Origin of the sequence: Sphingobium baderi, assembly GCF_001456115.1 — a bacterium.
GTDB lineage: Bacteria > Pseudomonadota > Alphaproteobacteria > Sphingomonadales > Sphingomonadaceae > Sphingobium > Sphingobium baderi_A.
In genome coordinates, this window is the sequence record NZ_CP013264.1 from 2,574,144 (window position 1) to 2,589,278 (window position 15,135).

Sequence of the window (15,135 nt, forward strand, 5' to 3'; positions counted from 1 at the left end):
ATGTCTTTGTTCAAGGGTTTGAAACCCATCGTCTATGGTGGTCGTGAGGTTTGGCCGCTGGTCGAAGGCGGAAAAGGCGTGGCGGTTTCCAACCACGCCAGCTCCGGCGCATGGGCTGCGGCAGGGGGAATCGGTACCGTGTCCGCGGTGAACGCCGACAGTTACGACAGCATGGGCAATGTCATCCCGCAAATCTATCATGGCCGCACCCGTCGCGACCGGCATGAGGAACTGATCGCCTATGCCATAGACGGCGCGGTGGAACAGGTGAAGCGCGCCTTTGAAATCGCGGGCGGCAAGGGCGCGATTAACATCAACGTCCTTTGGGAAATGGGTGGCGCGCAGCGCGTTCTGCACGGCGTACTCGAAAAGACCAAGGGCATGGTGTCGGGCGTTACCTGCGGAGCGGGCATGCCTTACAAGCTGAGCGAAATCGCGGCATCCTATGGCGTGAATTATCTGCCTATCGTCAGTTCTGCCCGCGCTTTTCGTGCTTTGTGGAAGCGTGCCTATTCCAAGGCGTCCGAATGGCTCGCCGCCGTGGTTTATGAAGATCCGTGGTTGGCAGGCGGCCATAACGGGCTTTCAAACGCGGAAGATCCGCGGGAGCCGCAAGATCCTTATCCCCGCGTGAAGGCGCTGCGGGAAACCATGCGTGAGGGCGGCATTTCCGATGATGTGCCGATCGTGATGGCAGGCGGCGTCTGGTATTTGCGGGACTGGAACGATTGGATCGACAATCCTGAATTGGGCGCCATCGCCTTCCAGTTCGGCACCCGGCCGCTCCTGACTCAGGAAAGTCCCATCCCGCAGCCGTGGAAAGAAAGGCTGATGCAATTGGAATCGGGTGACGTGCTGCTTCACCGTTTCTCGCCCACCGGCTTTTACAGCTCGGCCATTCGAAATCCCTTCCTCCGCAATCTGGAGGCCCGATCGGAACGGCAGATTCCTTTCAGCACCGAGCAAGCGGGCGATCACACGCATCAACTCGACGCGGGGGTGAAGGGCAAGAATTTCTGGGTAACCCGCAACGACCTTCTGCGTGCTCGCGAATGGGTGGGGCAGGGGTTTTTATCTGCGCTGAAGACGCCGGACAACACGCTTGTCTTCGTGACGGAAGAGGAAAGGGCCGAAATCCGCAAGGATCAGACCGATTGCATGGGTTGTCTTAGCCAATGTGCTTTTTCGAGTTGGATGGACAGCGAAACTAATTCGACCGGGCGCCTCGCCGATCCCCGCAGTTTCTGCATTCAGAAATCCTTGCAGGAAGCTGTGCATGGCGGATCGCTGGATGCCAATCTGCTGTTCGCGGGCCATGGGGCCTATAATTTCAAGAAAGACCCTTTCTATTCCAACGGCTTCGTTCCGACGGTGAAGCAATTGGTCGATCGGATTCTTACGGGCGACTGATGGCGGATATTCAAGGACTTGCGGTGCTGCACTATGATACGCCGCATTTCGAAGTGGTGCGTCCGGGACAGTTCGTTTTATGCGCTGTTTCCGGCGCGCGCATCGATCTTGAGGATCTGAAATATTGGAGCGCTGAATTCCAGGAAGCCTATAGAGGGGCGGATGAAGCTACCCAATCCTTTATTCGGCATCGGGGTTTGGCTTCCTTAACCAGCTAAATTATTTGGGGATGGTTGTTCCAGATTGAGGCAAGGAATGGCGTTGCGCTGCTTCAATGGTTTGCGCTCACCGCTCGTCGTCAATTTCGTGCATTTCATCGTATCTTTGCTATTCCTTCCCGAGGAAAACTGCTGTAGTCTGGGAATAAGGCGTCAGAAATGAGAGCGCCTGACTGGAAGGATGTCGAGATGTCGCGAATTGACGTGTTTGGCGATCGGGTGTGCATAGTTACGAGCCTGCTTATCGTGGGCTGGTTCATCTACACAGCGGTCTTCTAATCCCGTCCCGATGGAGGACGGGCTGGAGGATGTTCGTCTAGGCGTTCTGGTATTTTGTCGCTCTCTCCCGTAAAAACGTGCGTTAATTTTCAGAGCGATTTTTCCTCAACGGAATATAACGGTTTTCCTGCCGTTCAGCAGCACGCGGCGATCTGCGATCCACCGAACTGCCCTTGCCAATACCTGTGTTTCTATGTCGCGTCCTATGCGGACCATGTCTTCCGCCGTTGCGCGATGATCGATCCGCTCGACTGCCTGTTCGATGATCGGTCCCTCGTCCAGATTCGCCGTCACGAAATGAGCGGTTGCGCCGATCAGTTTGACACCGCGTTCATGCGCTCGATGATAAGGACGCGCGCCCTTAAAGCCCGGAAGAAAGCTGTGATGGATGTTGACGCATCGACCCACCAGCTTTGCGACCAGTTCTTCCGATAGAACCTGCATGTAGCGCGCCAGAATCAGGTAATCAGAGCAGGTGCGTTCGAAAATATCGAACAGGGCCGCTTCCTGAGTGGGCTTATCGCCATTGGCAGGCAATTCATGATAGGAGATGCCATGCCATTCCGTGATGCGGCGCATGTCGGGATGATTGGACACGACGCCCATAATATCGACTGCCAATGTGCTCGTTTGCCAGCGATGCAGGAGGTCGGCGAGGCAATGAGACCCCTTGGACACGGCGATGAGAATGCGTGGACGTTCATCAACGTCGGTAAGCCGCCAATCCATAGCAAAATAATCGCCTATAGGCGCGAATTCCACCCGCAGCCATTGCGTGCCGCCGTCCATGCGATTGTTGGTCGCTTCAAAGGCGACGCGCATGAAGAAACGCCCCGATTCCCGGTCGGCATATTGCTGGCTGTCGGTAATGAAGCCGCCGCGCTCCGCCAGAAACTGGCTCACTGCGGCGACAATCCCGACGCGATCCACGCAAGCAAGCGTCAAGACCCAGGATGAAGCAACAGGACCGTTCAACGCATGCCTCCCGATAATGGATAGGGAGCGTTGCCTTAATCTGTTTCGGTGATCAACCCGTTAACCACGACTGCTTCGACCTTTCCGGCTTTGAAGCTGAGAATGGGGCAGGACGACATGGCAGCACGGAAGATCGTAGAATTTCGGTCAGGGGGCTGCTCTTGTCATGGCGAAGATGCCGGTGGCATTACCCGTGTCGAAGGCGAGATCGAGCGCTCCAACGGCCGGATCGACATCGCGGCTGATGAACTCGTAGAAGGAACCCGGCACGGTCCGGAATATCCCATCGGCAAAGGGTCTCTGGACGCTGTCCGCGCGAAAGGCGGTCTGGCGCACGCGTCCGCTGGCAGAGATTTCCAGTTTTTCCTTCATGGGGCGATTTTCCGATTTCAAACGGCTGGCCAGAGCGGCCACGTCCGGCACGCGATCGGTTGCATGATTGAAGGCGTTGCCTTCGGTCGCGATCCACGCGGCTTCGTTCGAGCGGGATCGCAGCACCTCATAGTCTTCAAAAGCAGCCGGTTCATGTTGTCGATCGAACGCGGCGAGAATGGTCGGCAGAACTTCCGTGGCCGTTTCCAGATTGACGGGACGGCCTGCCGCATAATCATCCAGCAAAGCCTTGGCTTTGTTATCCAGGGGGTCGCGAGATGTTCCGAAAACACGCCATGCCACCTCGCCAAATGCCGGATCGAAACGGTCGACATGCAGTTCCGATAGGAAAAATTGGGGAATGGCCTCTGGAGCGTCTATGTGGCGATAGGCGCGGCCAGTCATCCCAAGCCGCTCGAGCGGGTAAATGGCGGCCATCTCATAGCCGAGTGGGATGAAAATCCTTGCAAAGGCGTCTTGCCCCGCTGGAAGACCGCCGGTCGGTCCTTCGGCAAACCGCACGGTCCGCAACGCTCCGTGATCGAACGTGACGCGGCGGTTCTGTGCGGCGACATCCCTGACATAATCAGCGCCGCTTGGCACACGGTCAAGCAAATCGTGGAAAAGCGCAACATTCATGGCCATGGCGAACGCAGCGCGCGAAACTTGATTGCCACACTCATTCAAGAGAGCTTCTTCAATGGCTAGGCAATTTAGTACCCGTTTTCCGTTCCCTTCTCCCAGAACGGACGTTACCAAAGCATATATTGCCCTATCATTCCCGGAAATCATGACAAGCTCCTTGGCGTTTGGGCTATTATCTCAGATTCCATGGCATGGCTCAAATTCTCATTGCCCGATCGCTGGACTTCGCATGGCGCTGCGTGAGATGGGTAAGGGAAGGCGTCGATCAGATGCGCTTGCCCTTCTCTTTGTCTGCCTGCGTTCGTCGGAGCAGGGGCATAGGCCCGAAACGGTGTTGGGAAAGGATGCCTTCACATGTTTTCGAGCGGGGTCATGTCCAGCATGATCCCCTGATTTAATTCTTTTTCGCTATGCAATCCGCGCCGGCAGATTTGATGCGCGCGCAAAGCTGCGCGGCATCTGCTGAACTGCCCAGAGGACCGGCCTGGAGCCGCGTGATGCCGCCTGCCGCTACATAATAGGGCTGATAGACGGAAAGGCCGCGAACCTTGCCTGTGAGTTGCGACCACATTGAGCGGGCACGCGCGTCCGCGCTGAATGCGCCCAGCTGGACCCGCCAGGGGCCCGAAGCGGCGCGGGCAGGGAGTGCTGTAGGAGCCGCAGCCTGTCTGGGAGGGGGCGGCGCTTTGGTTTTGGGCGCTTCGGCGCGAGAGGGCGTGGTTGACGGCGCAATTTCGGCAGTCCGCAGGGGAGAGGGAGCCGGTCGCGTCGCGGGGCCGGTGCTTTCCGTCCTTGTCGGCGCGGAAGCCAGTAAGGCGCCCTTGTCTTGCTGCATTCCTGCAGCGAGGGCTTTTGCCTGTTCGCGCTGTTCGTCGGAGATATATTTGTTCATCTGTTGCAAGCTGGTGTTCGCTTGCGACAGTCCTGCCGCCGAAGCACGCGTCATCAAGGCATAGGCGCCGACCCAATCCTTCTTAACGAGATCGCCGTTGAACAGGGCCGTCGCGTAGATATATTGTGCGCGTGAATCCCCCCGGGACGCCGCGCGTTCCAGATAAGGCATGGCTGCGGCGCGATCGCCCTTTTGAAACAAGCTGAGGCCTAGATTGTCTTCGGCGCGCATATGACCCTGCGCGGCTGCCTTTCGATACCACTGGATCGCCGCGTCCAGATCTGATGACACACCGCGTCCCAGCTTATAGGCCTGTCCCATGTTGAACTGGGCATCTGGGTCGCCTCCCTCGGCAAGGGCGCGCCATTCCGCCACGGCCTTTGCATAGTCACCCTGTTGCCACGCATCTACGCCCAGTTTTACGTCAGCCAGAAGCGGCTGGCTCAGACTCAACGTTGCGATTGCGATAAGCGCGCCTCGAAAATTGTTCATGAAAGGGCTGCTCCAAATCCACGGCATTCACGCCATTTTATCGCGGATATTGGTTAAAAGGCTATTAGCATCGTGCGCGGGAGTGACGCGCCCTCTTGCGGACCATGGCGGGGGATGTCGGTTAACTGAATTTTAGGTGCTGCCATGACAATCTCGACCGGAATTGGATTTCCTTGGGGGGCAGCGCGTGCGCATCTTGGCACTGGCATCGCAGAAGGGCGGATCGGGAAAGACGACGCTTTCCGGACATCTTGCCGTGCAGGCGCAGCGAGCGGGACATGGGCCGGTCGTTCTGATCGACATTGATCCGCAAGGATCGCTCGCGGACTGGTGGAATGAGCGGGAGGCGGAATTTCCAGCCTTTGCTCAGACTACGGTAGCGCGCCTCGCCGCAGACCTCGAAATTCTGCGGCAGCAAGGTTTTAAGCTGGCGGTCATAGACACGCCTCCCGCCATCACCATGGCGATTCAGAGTGTGATTTCGGTGGCGGAACTGATCGTCGTTCCCACACGCCCCAGTCCGCATGACCTGCGCGCCGTAGGCGCCACGGTTGATCTGTGCGACAGAGCTGGAAAGCCGCTGATCTTCGTCGTCAACGGTGCGACGCCCAAGGCGCGGATCACGTCAGAAGCAGCCATCGCTTTGTCTCAACATGGAACCGTCGCGCCTGTGACGGTTCATCATCGCACCGATTTCGCGGCGTCGATGATCGATGGCCGCACAGTCATGGAAGTGGACGCGAAAAGCCGCTCCGCGAGCGAAGTCGTTCAGTTGTGGAGCTATATTTCGGATCGCCTTGAAAAGAATTTCCGGCGCACGGTCTTTTCCGTTCCGCATGGGAGCGTCGGGACAATGGGAAGCACGCGACCGGCCGGGGGCGGCTTTGGCCGCCGTGTTATCGGATAGTAAGAAAGGAACGCATCATGCCTGAAGCAAAGCCGATCGCGTCCCTGACCTCTGGTCTTCTTGCACGCAAGGGAGCGGCTCAGCCCGCCATGCGTAGGCCCATGCTTGGTCTTGGTCGTATGGCCGTAGCGCAGGACGATTTGGGCTGGAACGACATGGGCAACGACATGCCCATGGATGCCCTGCCATGTTCGCTGGAGCCTACGCCGATTGCCAGCCTTACGCCCATGGGCAATGCCGTTGCGAAGGGCGCGCCCGTTCCAGCGGTCGTTGTGGAAAGGCATGAACTTGCCGAACGCGTGGCGGATACACTTGCGGTACGAAATCACAGTACCGGGGCGGCTCGCAAAACCGCGTTCACTCTGCGGCTCGACGCCGGCAGACATCTTAGGTTGCGGCTTGCCTGCGCTGTGGCCGGGCGATCAGCCCAGCAGATCGTTACCGAGGCTGTCGACAAATATCTCAGCGATTTGCCTGAAATAGACCGGCTGGCGCAGCAAGTGCCGCCGATGCACGGTCGCAAGTAAAGGTGGGAATGATTATGAAGCGTTCTGCATTTGGCAAGGCGGCTGCGTCCTCCCTGATCGTGGCTGTCACGATGGTGGGTTGTACGGGGGCTGCATTTCGTCCGTCGATGACGACAGCCAGCCAGAAGGGCGATGCCAGTAAACAGGCTCTGGCCGCGGAAAAGGCGATGGCGGGACATGATGCCGTCCGCGCCATCCGCGCTGCCGAGGAAGCTGTCCGGTTAAAACCGGACAATGCGGCATATCGGCAGTTGTTGGGGCTGGCCTATGTTGCGGGCGGGCGTTTCGTCTCCGCCGAAACCGCGCTTTCCGATGCAATGGCGCTGGGAAATCAAGAAAGCCGGACCATCGTCAATCTGGCGCTCGTACGGATTGCACTTGGCAGGAGTGCCGCCGCGCAGACATTGCTTGCGGCCAATGCGGACAATGTTCCGGCTGCCGATTATGGTCTGGCGATGGCGATGGCAGGCAATGCGCCGGAGGGCGTTCGTATCCTTTCCGAGGCTATTCATGATCCTTCGGCGACGGCGCGCACCCGCCAGAACCTTGCCTACGCCTATGCTCTGGCGGGGCGCTGGAAGGATGCGCGATTGGTTGTTGGCATGGATCTCGATCTGCTCGCAGCCAATCAGCGGATTACGCAATGGGCGACAATTGCGGCCCCCGAACTCGCGCCGATGCGTGTAGCGTCTCTGATGGGCGTGAGCGTAGCCAGCGACGATGCAGGGCAGCCTGTAGCCCTGGCGCTCGCTCCAGTGGCTGTGCCAGTTGATGCGGTTTCCGTGCAAATGGCAGCCGTTGAAGAGGACGCTCCGGAGCAAATAATCGAGACCGCTGACGCTGTGCCGATTATAGCTGCCGATGCCAGCCCTGTGCGTGTCGCTCTCTCTCCAACTCCGGTCATGCCGGACCGAAATACCATGTCCGGCAACGCCATCTCGAAACCGCTGCCGCGCAAGGTTAATGCACCGGCGCTGCAGAAAGCGGCGTTCATTCGCCCCGTCGAAAACGGGGCGAGCAGTTGGGTGGTGCAGTTGGGTGCTTATGACAGCGCTGCGATTGCGCGTGAAAAGTGGATCGGCATGTCGCGTTCGAACGAAGTGCTGGCCGCATTTCCGGTGATAACGAGCCAGGCAACGGTTAATGGAACCACTTTCCATCGTCTGGCCATCAAGGGATTTGCCAAACGTGCCGATGCGATGAGTCTTTGCCGTTCGATTCAGGCGCGGAAGGGACAATGTTTCGTGCGTGAAGGCGCGCCCAACGCGGCGCCTCTTCAGTGGGCGGCTGCAAAAGGGCGTCGGTTCGCTTCACGCTGAAATGAAGGATCGATAAAGTAAGATTCGATAAAAGCATGAAACCCCGGAAGATCTGTCTTCCGGGGTTTCATGCTGTCACCAAGTCTGTGATCATGGCCGCGTGCCTGCGGGATTGGTTTCGTCGGGTGGATAGGTGCCATGGCCTTCGCGCACTTTTACATCTGAAAAGATCAGAACTTCGCTAACCACGATATTCTTCTGATTCCGATACTGGATGACCAATATGTTTAGGCCGGCAAAAATCCGTTCTACCGTGAAATGCAGGTCCGGAATATGTTGCAGGCCTTTCGACCAATATGCCCGAAGGGATTCCTTTCCGCGAATATAGCCTTCCGTTTTCGGAAGCAGCCCTGCGGCCACGGGCGACGTGAAGACAATATCTTCGTGGAAATGATCGAGCAGCCGCTCTAGATCATGGGCGTTCCAGGCGCTCTGCCATTCTTCCGCGAATTTGGCCCAATCGATTATGCCGGAATCCATGGACGTTCGCGATACCATTTGGTGATGACGTGCTTAACCCCTGAACGTACCTTCATGCCATGGTGCAGGCTTGAAGGGTTATAGACTCCCGGCGCCAGCCGATTATTCCACGCAAGCAGCTTGCCGGTTTCCGGTTGAACCGTCTTCCCGATCTTGATGAAGCGGGTTGCGCCGCCAGCTTCTGGCTGGTTGAGATAGATCATCAAGGTCCAGGTGCGATTGCCCGCCGTTCCGCAATATTTATCGAAATCGGCGCCCTTAGGATCGAAATAATCCGTATGCGCCTTGAATTCTTGTCCAGCGGCATATCGTTGCCCCTGCATCGGTTCGCCATGGACGGGATCGATCCCGGCAAAGGCCGCGAGCCTTGCGTCGATTTTTGCGACAAGTGGTTCGGCAGCGTCGAGTTCACATGTTTCGCTGGTGCGAAAATAATGATCGCCATTGGCATCGGCAATTGTCGATGGACGCCGCTTGGCATCGATCAATTGCATGAGACCGCCACATTCCTCCGGCGACAGGAAATGACGAGCGATGAACAAAGTCAGTTCACGATTAGGGACGTGCTGGACACCGGGATGTCTGGCAATCCAGTCCGGATTGCCATCGGGAGATAGGGGGCTCTGGCGGTCCGACATGACGAATCCGAACTGGTAAAACTTTCTTGGCGGCCCCCTAGCTATCGCTCGACGCTATAAATGCAAGGCTGACAGCTTCGCTATTGCGCTTGTCATAAATGCGACATGTAACTGTCATCATTGCGTAATCGCCGTTGCCTAGCAGACGTCGGTGGCCAAAGGGGGCGGTATCATGCATTTGCCGATCGGCGAAGCGGCGCGAAGATGGACAGGGCGCCTGCGCCCTATCGGCGGTGTGGCAATCATCGAAAAGACGGTTCTGGCGCTGCTGGCCATTCAAATGGCGCGATTGGTCTGGGTGGTCTTCACGCCCATGGGTAGCTTTGGTCCGTGGCCTGGTCCGCAATCCCAATTTCCTTCTCCAGCAGCCCGCCAGTTTCTCTTTGCGAACTTCGATCCGTTTTTCCCTGCTGCGCCGCAACAGGAAAGCACTGGTGTTGTGACGTCCCTGGCGCTGACCCTATATGGTGTGAGATTGAACGAGGGGACGGGTCTGGGGTCGGCCATCATTGCCGGGCCGGACGGTGTGCAAAACAGTTTTGCGGTCGGAGACGAAATCACGTCCGGCGTCATGCTCAAAGCTGTCGCATTCGACTATGTGACCATTGAACGGGGCGGCACGGAGGAACAACTGTTTCTCGATCAGTCCCAATCCGCGTCTCAATCGTCGCAAGAGGCGGCGCCTTCGCCGATGGACAAGAACCCGGAACGGGGACGATACAATCCGACCGCGGACAGCATTAAGCAGGATGTCGGCATCACTCCCAGAACGGAGAACGGCCGCATCACTGGCCTGATCCTCGTCGCCAAAGGGCCGAGTTTTGAAAATGCAGGCTTTCAAGCTGGCGACGTCGTTACACAGATTGACGGACAAAGCATTACCTCGGCGAGCGACCTGCAAGCGTTGCGGACGAAAATCGTTCCGGGCGCGCGTATTTCCCTGACCGTTGAACGCGGCGCTTCCACCGCAACCATCAACCTTATGCTGCAAGGCCAATGACAAAAAATTTCCTTTTATCTGCCGCAGTCGCGCTTGCTCTGGCTGTTCCCATCGCCGCGCCCGTTCATGCACAGCAGACGCTGAATGTGCGGGACGCCGATATTCGGGCCTTTATTCAGGATGCAGCCCGCGTGACGGGTCGGACCTTTATCATCGACAACCGCGTTCAGGGGAAGGTGTCGGTCGTCACCGACCGGCCGCTGTCACGGTCGGAATATTTTGAGATATTCCTGTCCACCCTACGCGCAAACGGCCTGGTCGCGGTGCCTGCGCCTGGCGGCGCCTATCGCATTCAGCCCGCCGATGGAGCTGCGGGGCAGCCAAGCGCGGTGGGGCGGGCGGCCAATCGAAACCAGTTCGTAACGGAAGTCTTTCGCCTTCATTCCATTGATGCCGCCAGTGCTCTTGAAACGCTCAGACCGCTGGTCAGCAGGGATGGCTCGGTTACCGCTAACCGGGCAGGCAACAGCGTGGTGGTGGCCGACTATGCCGATAATATCGCACGTATTCGGCAGGTCATTGCGCGCATAGATCGCGATACGGCCGCAACACAGACGGTGATGCTGAAAAACGCCGGAGCGCGGGAAATCGCCACCTCGCTTCAGGCATTGATGGCGGGAGGCGGCGGTGAAGGCGGGACTCCGTCCGCCGCGACGGTGGTTCCGATCGACAGCAGCAATTCAGTGGCCATACGCGGGGATGCGGGAACCGTCGCCCGGCTCGTGCAGATGGCGCGCGATCTGGACCGGCAGGCGGCGAGCGGCACGGAAATCCGCGTCTATTGGCTGGAACATGCCGATGCGGAAAAGCTCTTGCCGGTGCTTCAGCAGCTTGTCGGCCAATCGACGAATGAGCCAGTCACCGCATCCGCGCCTGCGGCAAATGGGGCGTCGCCGGCGGGGGCCGCGCCGTCGGCTCCGGCAATATCTTCCGCGAGCACCGGCAACACAGGCATTTCGACGCGCGGCCCCTCGATCGTCACCCGCTATGAAGGGGCTAACGCCATCATCGTCGCGGCGAACAGCGACGTCCAGCGCATGTTGGGCGAAACCATCCGCCAGATCGACACCCGCCGCGAACAGGTGCTGGTGGAAGCCATCATCGTCGAGATCAGCGACGCGGCGGCGAAGAAGCTGGGCGTGCAGTTCCTGATCGGCAGCACGAAGACGGGCTTTGCCGCGACCAACTATTCCAACGCTTCGCCCAATATCCTGACATTGGCGGGGGCGGTGGGCGCTGACAGGCTGGGCGAGACGACCACCACTGTCGTAGCGCCGGACGGAACGCGCACCACAACCACGACACGCGAAAATGGCGATTTGTCCAATACGCTCCAGCAGGCGGCCGTGGACAGCCTGATGAACGCGACCGGCGGTTTCGGCGGGATTGCGACGCAACTCGGCAATCACGGCATCTTCGGCGCGATCGTCAACGCCGTGAAGTCGGATACGGACAGCAACATCCTGTCCACGCCATCTGTCATGACGATGGACAATCAGAAGGCGTCGATCCTCGTCGGCCAGCAGGTGCCCGTGACCACAGGCGAGGCGTTGAGCCAGAATTTCGACAATCAGTTCCGCACCGTCCAGCGGCAAGATGTCGGCATCAAGCTGGAAGTGAAGCCCCAGATCAACGCGGGCGGCGCGATCAAGCTGTTCCTGAAACAGGAGGTGTCGAGCGTCGCCGGACCGGTCAGCAACAACAGCAGCGACCTCATCATCAACAAGCGCGAGATTGAAACCACCGTCACCGTGGACGATGGCGAGATATTGGCGCTGGGCGGCCTGCTGGACGACAATGAGCGCAAGACCATTGAGCGGATTCCGCTGCTGTCCGACATTCCGGGGCTGGGCGAGTTGTTCAAGTCGCGCAGCCGCAGCCGGACCAAGACCAACCTCATGGTCTTCATCCGCCCGACCATATTGCGGAGCAAGGAAGACGCCCAGCGCCTGACGCAGCAACGCTATGGCTATGTCCGGGACATGCAGATGCGACGTAATCCGGATGCGGAACCAGGCATCGACGAACTGGTGCGCGATTATATGGGCGCGCTGCCTCCGGGCGCGGCGGCAGGGCCGGGCGATGCGGTCGTCCCGCCGCCGCCGCAAGTGATCGAGCCTATGACCCGTCAGTCGAGCGGTGTCGTGCGCCCGGTAGAGATTCCGGCAAGCGAAGCACGGCCATGAGCGATCAGGGCGATCCCGATCCGATCCTGCCTTATGTCGCGGCGCGGGCGCTGGACATACCCTATCTATTTGCCCGGCGGCATGGCGTGGTGCTGTTGCCGGAAGATGAGGGTCGGCTGGCGGTCGCGGTAAGGGAGGGGAGCGATCCCCGGATGCTCCTTGAAGTGAGGCGGCATCTGGCGCGCAGTTTCGACGTGCGCTTCGTCGACGCGGCGCAGTTCGACCGGCATCTGTCCGATCATTATGCGATGGAGGGCAGCGCGGCGGCGATGGCCGGTTCCATCGACATGGGCGCGGACGAGCTGGACATGCTGGCGGCGGATATTCCGACGGCGGACGATCTGCTCGACAGCGCCGACGATGCGCCCGCGATCCGCCTTATCAACGGCATCATCGCCGAAGCGGCGCGGCAGGGCGTGTCGGACATCCATATCGAGCCTTATGAAACGGGCCTCGTCGTGCGGATGCGGGTGGATGGCGTGCTGCGCGAGACTTTGCGGATGCCGCCGCATGTCGCGCCGGTGGTGGTGAGCCGTATCAAGGTGATGGCGCGGCTCGACATTGCGGAGCGGCGTGTGCCGCAGGATGGGCGTATCGGGTTGACGCTGGGCGGGAAGTTGCTGGACGTGCGTGTTTCGACGCTGCCGAGCCGGGCGGGTGAGCGGGTGGTGTTGCGTATCCTGGACAAGGAAAATGCCGGGATTTCGCTGGAATTGCTGGGCATGGCGGGGGCGGCGGATCGGATATTCCAAGAGGGACTTAAAGAACCGAACGGGATTATATTGGTTACCGGTCCTACAGGGTCGGGCAAGACGACCACGCTTTATGCGGGATTGCGGCATTTGAACGATGGGACGCGCAATATCCTGACGGTCGAAGATCCGGTCGAATATGCCGTCGAAGGCGTGGGGCAGACGCAGGTCAATGCCAAGGTCGGACTTACTTTTGCCGCAGGTTTGCGCGCCATCCTGCGTCAGGATCCCGATGTCGTGATGGTCGGCGAAATCCGCGACCGGGAGACGGCGGAGATCGCGGTGCAGGCTTCGCTGACAGGGCATCTCGTCCTGTCGACCGTCCACACCAATGACGCGGTGGGGGCGATTACCCGGATGCGGGACATGCGGGTCGAGCCGTTCCTGCTGGCCTCCACCCTGCGTGCGGTCATCGCGCAGCGACTGGTGCGGCGGCTGTGCCAGCATTGCCGCGAGCCGGTGCAGGCCGACAAGTCGGCCAGCGCCCTGCTTGGTTTCGATCCCGGAACAATCATCTATCGCGCCAAGGGCTGCGATGAGTGCAGCGGCACAGGCTATAAGGGCCGGATCGGCGTGTTCGAGGCGATCCGCATCGATGACACCATCCGCCGCCTCATCAACGATGGGGGCGATGAATCGCTGATCGCGCGCCATGCGTTCCTGAACGCGCCCAATCTGGGGTCGGCGGCGCGGGCGCTGGTGCGCGACGGGCAGACCACGGCGGAGGAAGCCATCCGCGTGTCGCGGCGCGACGCGATCGAGGCGGAAACCATCTCCGATGGCTGAGTATGACTATATCGCGATCGATCCGGCGGGGAAGGAACGCAAAGGCAGCGTCAAGGCCGAAACGGTCGAGGATGCGCGGGCGCGGCTCGACGCGCGCAAGCTGTTCATCGTGCGGATCGAGCCGGGCACGGTCGAAGCGGCGCGCAAACGGGCGGGGCTGGCGCTGCGGACGCCGCGCCTGAGCGCCAAGGAACTGACGCTGTTCACGCGGCAATTGTCGACGCTGGTGCAGGTCAGCCCGCTGGAAGAGGCGCTTCGCACCATCGGGCGGCAGAGCGAGCAGGATCATGTCCGCGCCATCGTGGGAAAGGTCCATGCGGGCGTGCTGGAAGGGCGGCGGCTGGCCGATGCGCTGGCCGCGGAGCCGAAAAGCTTTCCGCCGCTCTATCGCGCGATGATTTCGGCGGGCGAAAGCTCCGGCAGCCTGCCCACGATCATGGAACGGCTGTCCGACCTGATGGAGCGGCAGGCGGTGATCCGGTCCAAGGTGCTGACCGCTATCGCCTATCCCAGCGTGCTCGCGATTTTCGCTGTGTGCGTGGTGGCGGCGCTGATGATCTTCGTCGTGCCCAAAGTGGTGGAGCAGTTCGATACGGTGGGGCAGGCGTTGCCGCTGCTAACGCGGATGGTGATGGGCGTTTCGGCCTTTCTGGCGAGCTATTGGTGGCTGCTGCTGATCCTGATGGGTCTGGGCGGTTTTGCCTTCTGGCGGGCGCTCAGGCATGAGGGGTTCCGCTATCGCTTCGACGCGACGCTGTTGCGCCTGCCGCTGCTGGGGCGGCTGATCCGCGACCTGCATGCGGCGCGGATGGCGCGAACGCTCTCCACCATGGTCGCGAGCCGGTTGCCGCTGATGGAGGGGTTGTCGCTGACCACGCAGACGGTGCATAATCGGGTGCTGCGGCAAGCTTCGGAACAGATTGTCGAGGCCATTCGCGGCGGCGGGAGCTTGTCGGCGGCATTGCGGCGGGCGGGCGTGTTTCCGCCGCTGCTGGTCTATCTCGCCGCGAGCGGGGAGAGCGCGGGGCGGTTGGACACGATGCTGGAACGGGCGGCGGACTATCTGGAGCGGGAGTTCGACAGCTTCACGTCCGCTGCGCTGGCCATGCTGGAGCCGATCATCATCATCGCGATGGGCGGCATCGTCGCCGTCATCATCCTGTCTATCCTGCTGCCCATCTTGCAGTTGCAGAGCCTGACCGGGGCCTGAGGAGTGAATATGTTGACCAGGATTTTAACCTCCGTTCGTGCCACGCC

The 15,135-nt window shown here is 59.9% G+C and carries 14 protein-coding genes; 9 read left to right on the forward strand and 5 right to left on the reverse strand.

Annotated elements, in window-relative coordinates; genetic code table 11:
- Positions 1 to 6 precede the first annotated feature (6 nt).
- Together ATN00_RS12750 and ATN00_RS12755 are read left to right on the forward strand one after the other, a co-directional pair.
- Entirely contained in the window at positions 7 to 1,410 is a 1,404-nt protein-coding gene (locus ATN00_RS12750; RefSeq protein ID WP_062068762.1) for an NAD(P)H-dependent flavin oxidoreductase, read from the forward strand.
- Positions 1,410 to 1,628 carry a DUF2093 domain-containing protein gene (locus ATN00_RS12755; protein ID WP_062065169.1) on the forward strand — a complete coding sequence of 73 codons (219 nt, stop codon included), beginning with the start codon at positions 1,410 to 1,412 and terminating at the stop codon, positions 1,626 to 1,628. The genes ATN00_RS12750 and ATN00_RS12755 overlap by 1 nt, the downstream gene beginning before the upstream one ends.
- 384 nt (positions 1,629 to 2,012) lie before the next feature.
- Here ATN00_RS12755 and purU read toward each other — a convergent pair whose 3' ends face one another.
- The 3 genes from purU to ATN00_RS12770 all read right to left on the reverse strand — a co-directional run bounded on the left by purU (position 2,013) and on the right by ATN00_RS12770 (position 5,283).
- Positions 2,013 to 2,882, reverse strand: coding sequence for a formyltetrahydrofolate deformylase (purU, locus tag ATN00_RS12760; RefSeq protein WP_062065171.1), 870 nt, complete (start codon positions 2,880 to 2,882; stop codon positions 2,013 to 2,015).
- Positions 2,883 to 3,029: 147 nt separating this feature from the next.
- On the reverse strand, positions 3,030 to 4,046 hold the full coding sequence (locus tag ATN00_RS12765) for a 2-oxoadipate dioxygenase/decarboxylase family protein (protein ID WP_062065174.1): 1,017 nt from the start codon (positions 4,044 to 4,046) through the stop codon (positions 3,030 to 3,032).
- 247 nt (positions 4,047 to 4,293) lie between these two features.
- Entirely contained in the window at positions 4,294 to 5,283 is a 990-nt protein-coding gene (locus ATN00_RS12770) for an SPOR domain-containing protein (protein WP_062065177.1), read from the reverse strand.
- A gap of 187 nt (positions 5,284 to 5,470) precedes the next feature.
- Here ATN00_RS12770 and ATN00_RS12775 point away from each other — a divergent pair, with 187 nt between their 5' ends.
- The 3 genes from ATN00_RS12775 to ATN00_RS12785 are packed head-to-tail and all read left to right on the forward strand — an operon-like array spanning position 5,471 to position 8,036.
- Positions 5,471 to 6,190: a ParA family protein gene (locus tag ATN00_RS12775; RefSeq protein ID WP_062068764.1), complete on the forward strand. Its 720-nt coding sequence runs from the start codon at positions 5,471 to 5,473 to the stop codon at positions 6,188 to 6,190.
- Between the two features lie 17 nt (positions 6,191 to 6,207).
- Positions 6,208 to 6,717: a hypothetical protein gene (locus ATN00_RS12780; RefSeq protein WP_062065180.1), complete on the forward strand. Its 510-nt coding sequence runs from the start codon at positions 6,208 to 6,210 to the stop codon at positions 6,715 to 6,717.
- Between the two features lie 14 nt (positions 6,718 to 6,731).
- Positions 6,732 to 8,036, forward strand: coding sequence for an SPOR domain-containing protein (locus ATN00_RS12785; protein WP_062065183.1), 1,305 nt, complete (start codon positions 6,732 to 6,734; stop codon positions 8,034 to 8,036).
- Positions 8,037 to 8,126: 90 nt separating this feature from the next.
- On the opposite strand, the gene ATN00_RS12790 is transcribed toward ATN00_RS12785, so the two are convergent.
- Positions 8,127 to 8,516 (reverse strand): nuclear transport factor 2 family protein, encoded by a 390-nt coding sequence (locus ATN00_RS12790; RefSeq protein WP_062065186.1) that lies wholly within the window; start codon positions 8,514 to 8,516, stop codon positions 8,127 to 8,129.
- Positions 8,501 to 9,154 (reverse strand): prolyl hydroxylase family protein, encoded by a 654-nt coding sequence (locus ATN00_RS12795; protein ID WP_062065189.1) that lies wholly within the window; start codon positions 9,152 to 9,154, stop codon positions 8,501 to 8,503. Before ATN00_RS12795 ends, ATN00_RS12790 begins: the two co-directional genes overlap by 16 nt.
- Positions 9,155 to 9,326: 172 nt before the next feature.
- On the opposite strand from ATN00_RS12795, the gene ATN00_RS12800 reads away from it, so the two are divergent.
- From ATN00_RS12800 to gspF, 4 genes are read left to right on the forward strand one after another with little or no spacing between them, the layout of a single operon-like run.
- Positions 9,327 to 10,154 (forward strand): type II secretion system protein N, encoded by an 828-nt coding sequence (locus tag ATN00_RS12800; protein WP_062065201.1) that lies wholly within the window; start codon positions 9,327 to 9,329, stop codon positions 10,152 to 10,154.
- Positions 10,151 to 12,340, forward strand: a complete 2,190-nt coding sequence (gene gspD / locus ATN00_RS12805; RefSeq protein ID WP_062065204.1) for a type II secretion system secretin GspD — start codon at positions 10,151 to 10,153, stop codon at positions 12,338 to 12,340. The genes ATN00_RS12800 and gspD overlap by 4 nt, the downstream gene beginning before the upstream one ends.
- The gene (gene gspE, locus ATN00_RS12810) at positions 12,337 to 13,878 is read left to right on the forward strand and encodes a type II secretion system ATPase GspE (protein ID WP_062065207.1); all 1,542 of its coding nucleotides are present in this window, start codon (positions 12,337 to 12,339) and stop codon (positions 13,876 to 13,878) included. Before gspD ends, gspE begins: the two co-directional genes overlap by 4 nt.
- Complete coding sequence (gene gspF, locus ATN00_RS12815) at positions 13,871 to 15,088, forward strand: type II secretion system inner membrane protein GspF (protein WP_062065210.1); 1,218 nt, start codon at positions 13,871 to 13,873, stop codon at positions 15,086 to 15,088. The genes gspE and gspF overlap by 8 nt, the downstream gene beginning before the upstream one ends.
- Positions 15,089 to 15,135 lie beyond the last annotated feature (47 nt).

What these genes read in the sequence shown, in the direction of transcription:
- ATN00_RS12755 (WP_062065169.1), top strand. Translation starts at nt 1,410, where the DNA reads ATGGCGGATATTCAAGGACTTGCGGTGCTGCACTATGATACGCCGCAT.
- ATN00_RS12765 (WP_062065174.1), bottom strand. Translation starts at nt 4,046, where the DNA reads ATGATTTCCGGGAATGATAGGGCAATATATGCTTTGGTAACGTCCGTT.
- ATN00_RS12770 (WP_062065177.1), bottom strand. Translation starts at nt 5,283, where the DNA reads ATGAACAATTTTCGAGGCGCGCTTATCGCAATCGCAACGTTGAGTCTG.
- ATN00_RS12780 (WP_062065180.1), top strand. Translation starts at nt 6,208, where the DNA reads ATGCCTGAAGCAAAGCCGATCGCGTCCCTGACCTCTGGTCTTCTTGCA.
- ATN00_RS12785 (WP_062065183.1), top strand. Translation starts at nt 6,732, where the DNA reads ATGAAGCGTTCTGCATTTGGCAAGGCGGCTGCGTCCTCCCTGATCGTG.
- ATN00_RS12790 (WP_062065186.1), bottom strand. Translation starts at nt 8,516, where the DNA reads ATGGATTCCGGCATAATCGATTGGGCCAAATTCGCGGAAGAATGGCAG.
- ATN00_RS12795 (WP_062065189.1), bottom strand. Translation starts at nt 9,154, where the DNA reads ATGTCGGACCGCCAGAGCCCCCTATCTCCCGATGGCAATCCGGACTGG.
- ATN00_RS12800 (WP_062065201.1), top strand. Translation starts at nt 9,327, where the DNA reads ATGCATTTGCCGATCGGCGAAGCGGCGCGAAGATGGACAGGGCGCCTG.
- gspD (WP_062065204.1), top strand. Translation starts at nt 10,151, where the DNA reads ATGACAAAAAATTTCCTTTTATCTGCCGCAGTCGCGCTTGCTCTGGCT.
- gspE (WP_062065207.1), top strand. Translation starts at nt 12,337, where the DNA reads ATGAGCGATCAGGGCGATCCCGATCCGATCCTGCCTTATGTCGCGGCG.
- gspF (WP_062065210.1), top strand. Translation starts at nt 13,871, where the DNA reads ATGGCTGAGTATGACTATATCGCGATCGATCCGGCGGGGAAGGAACGC.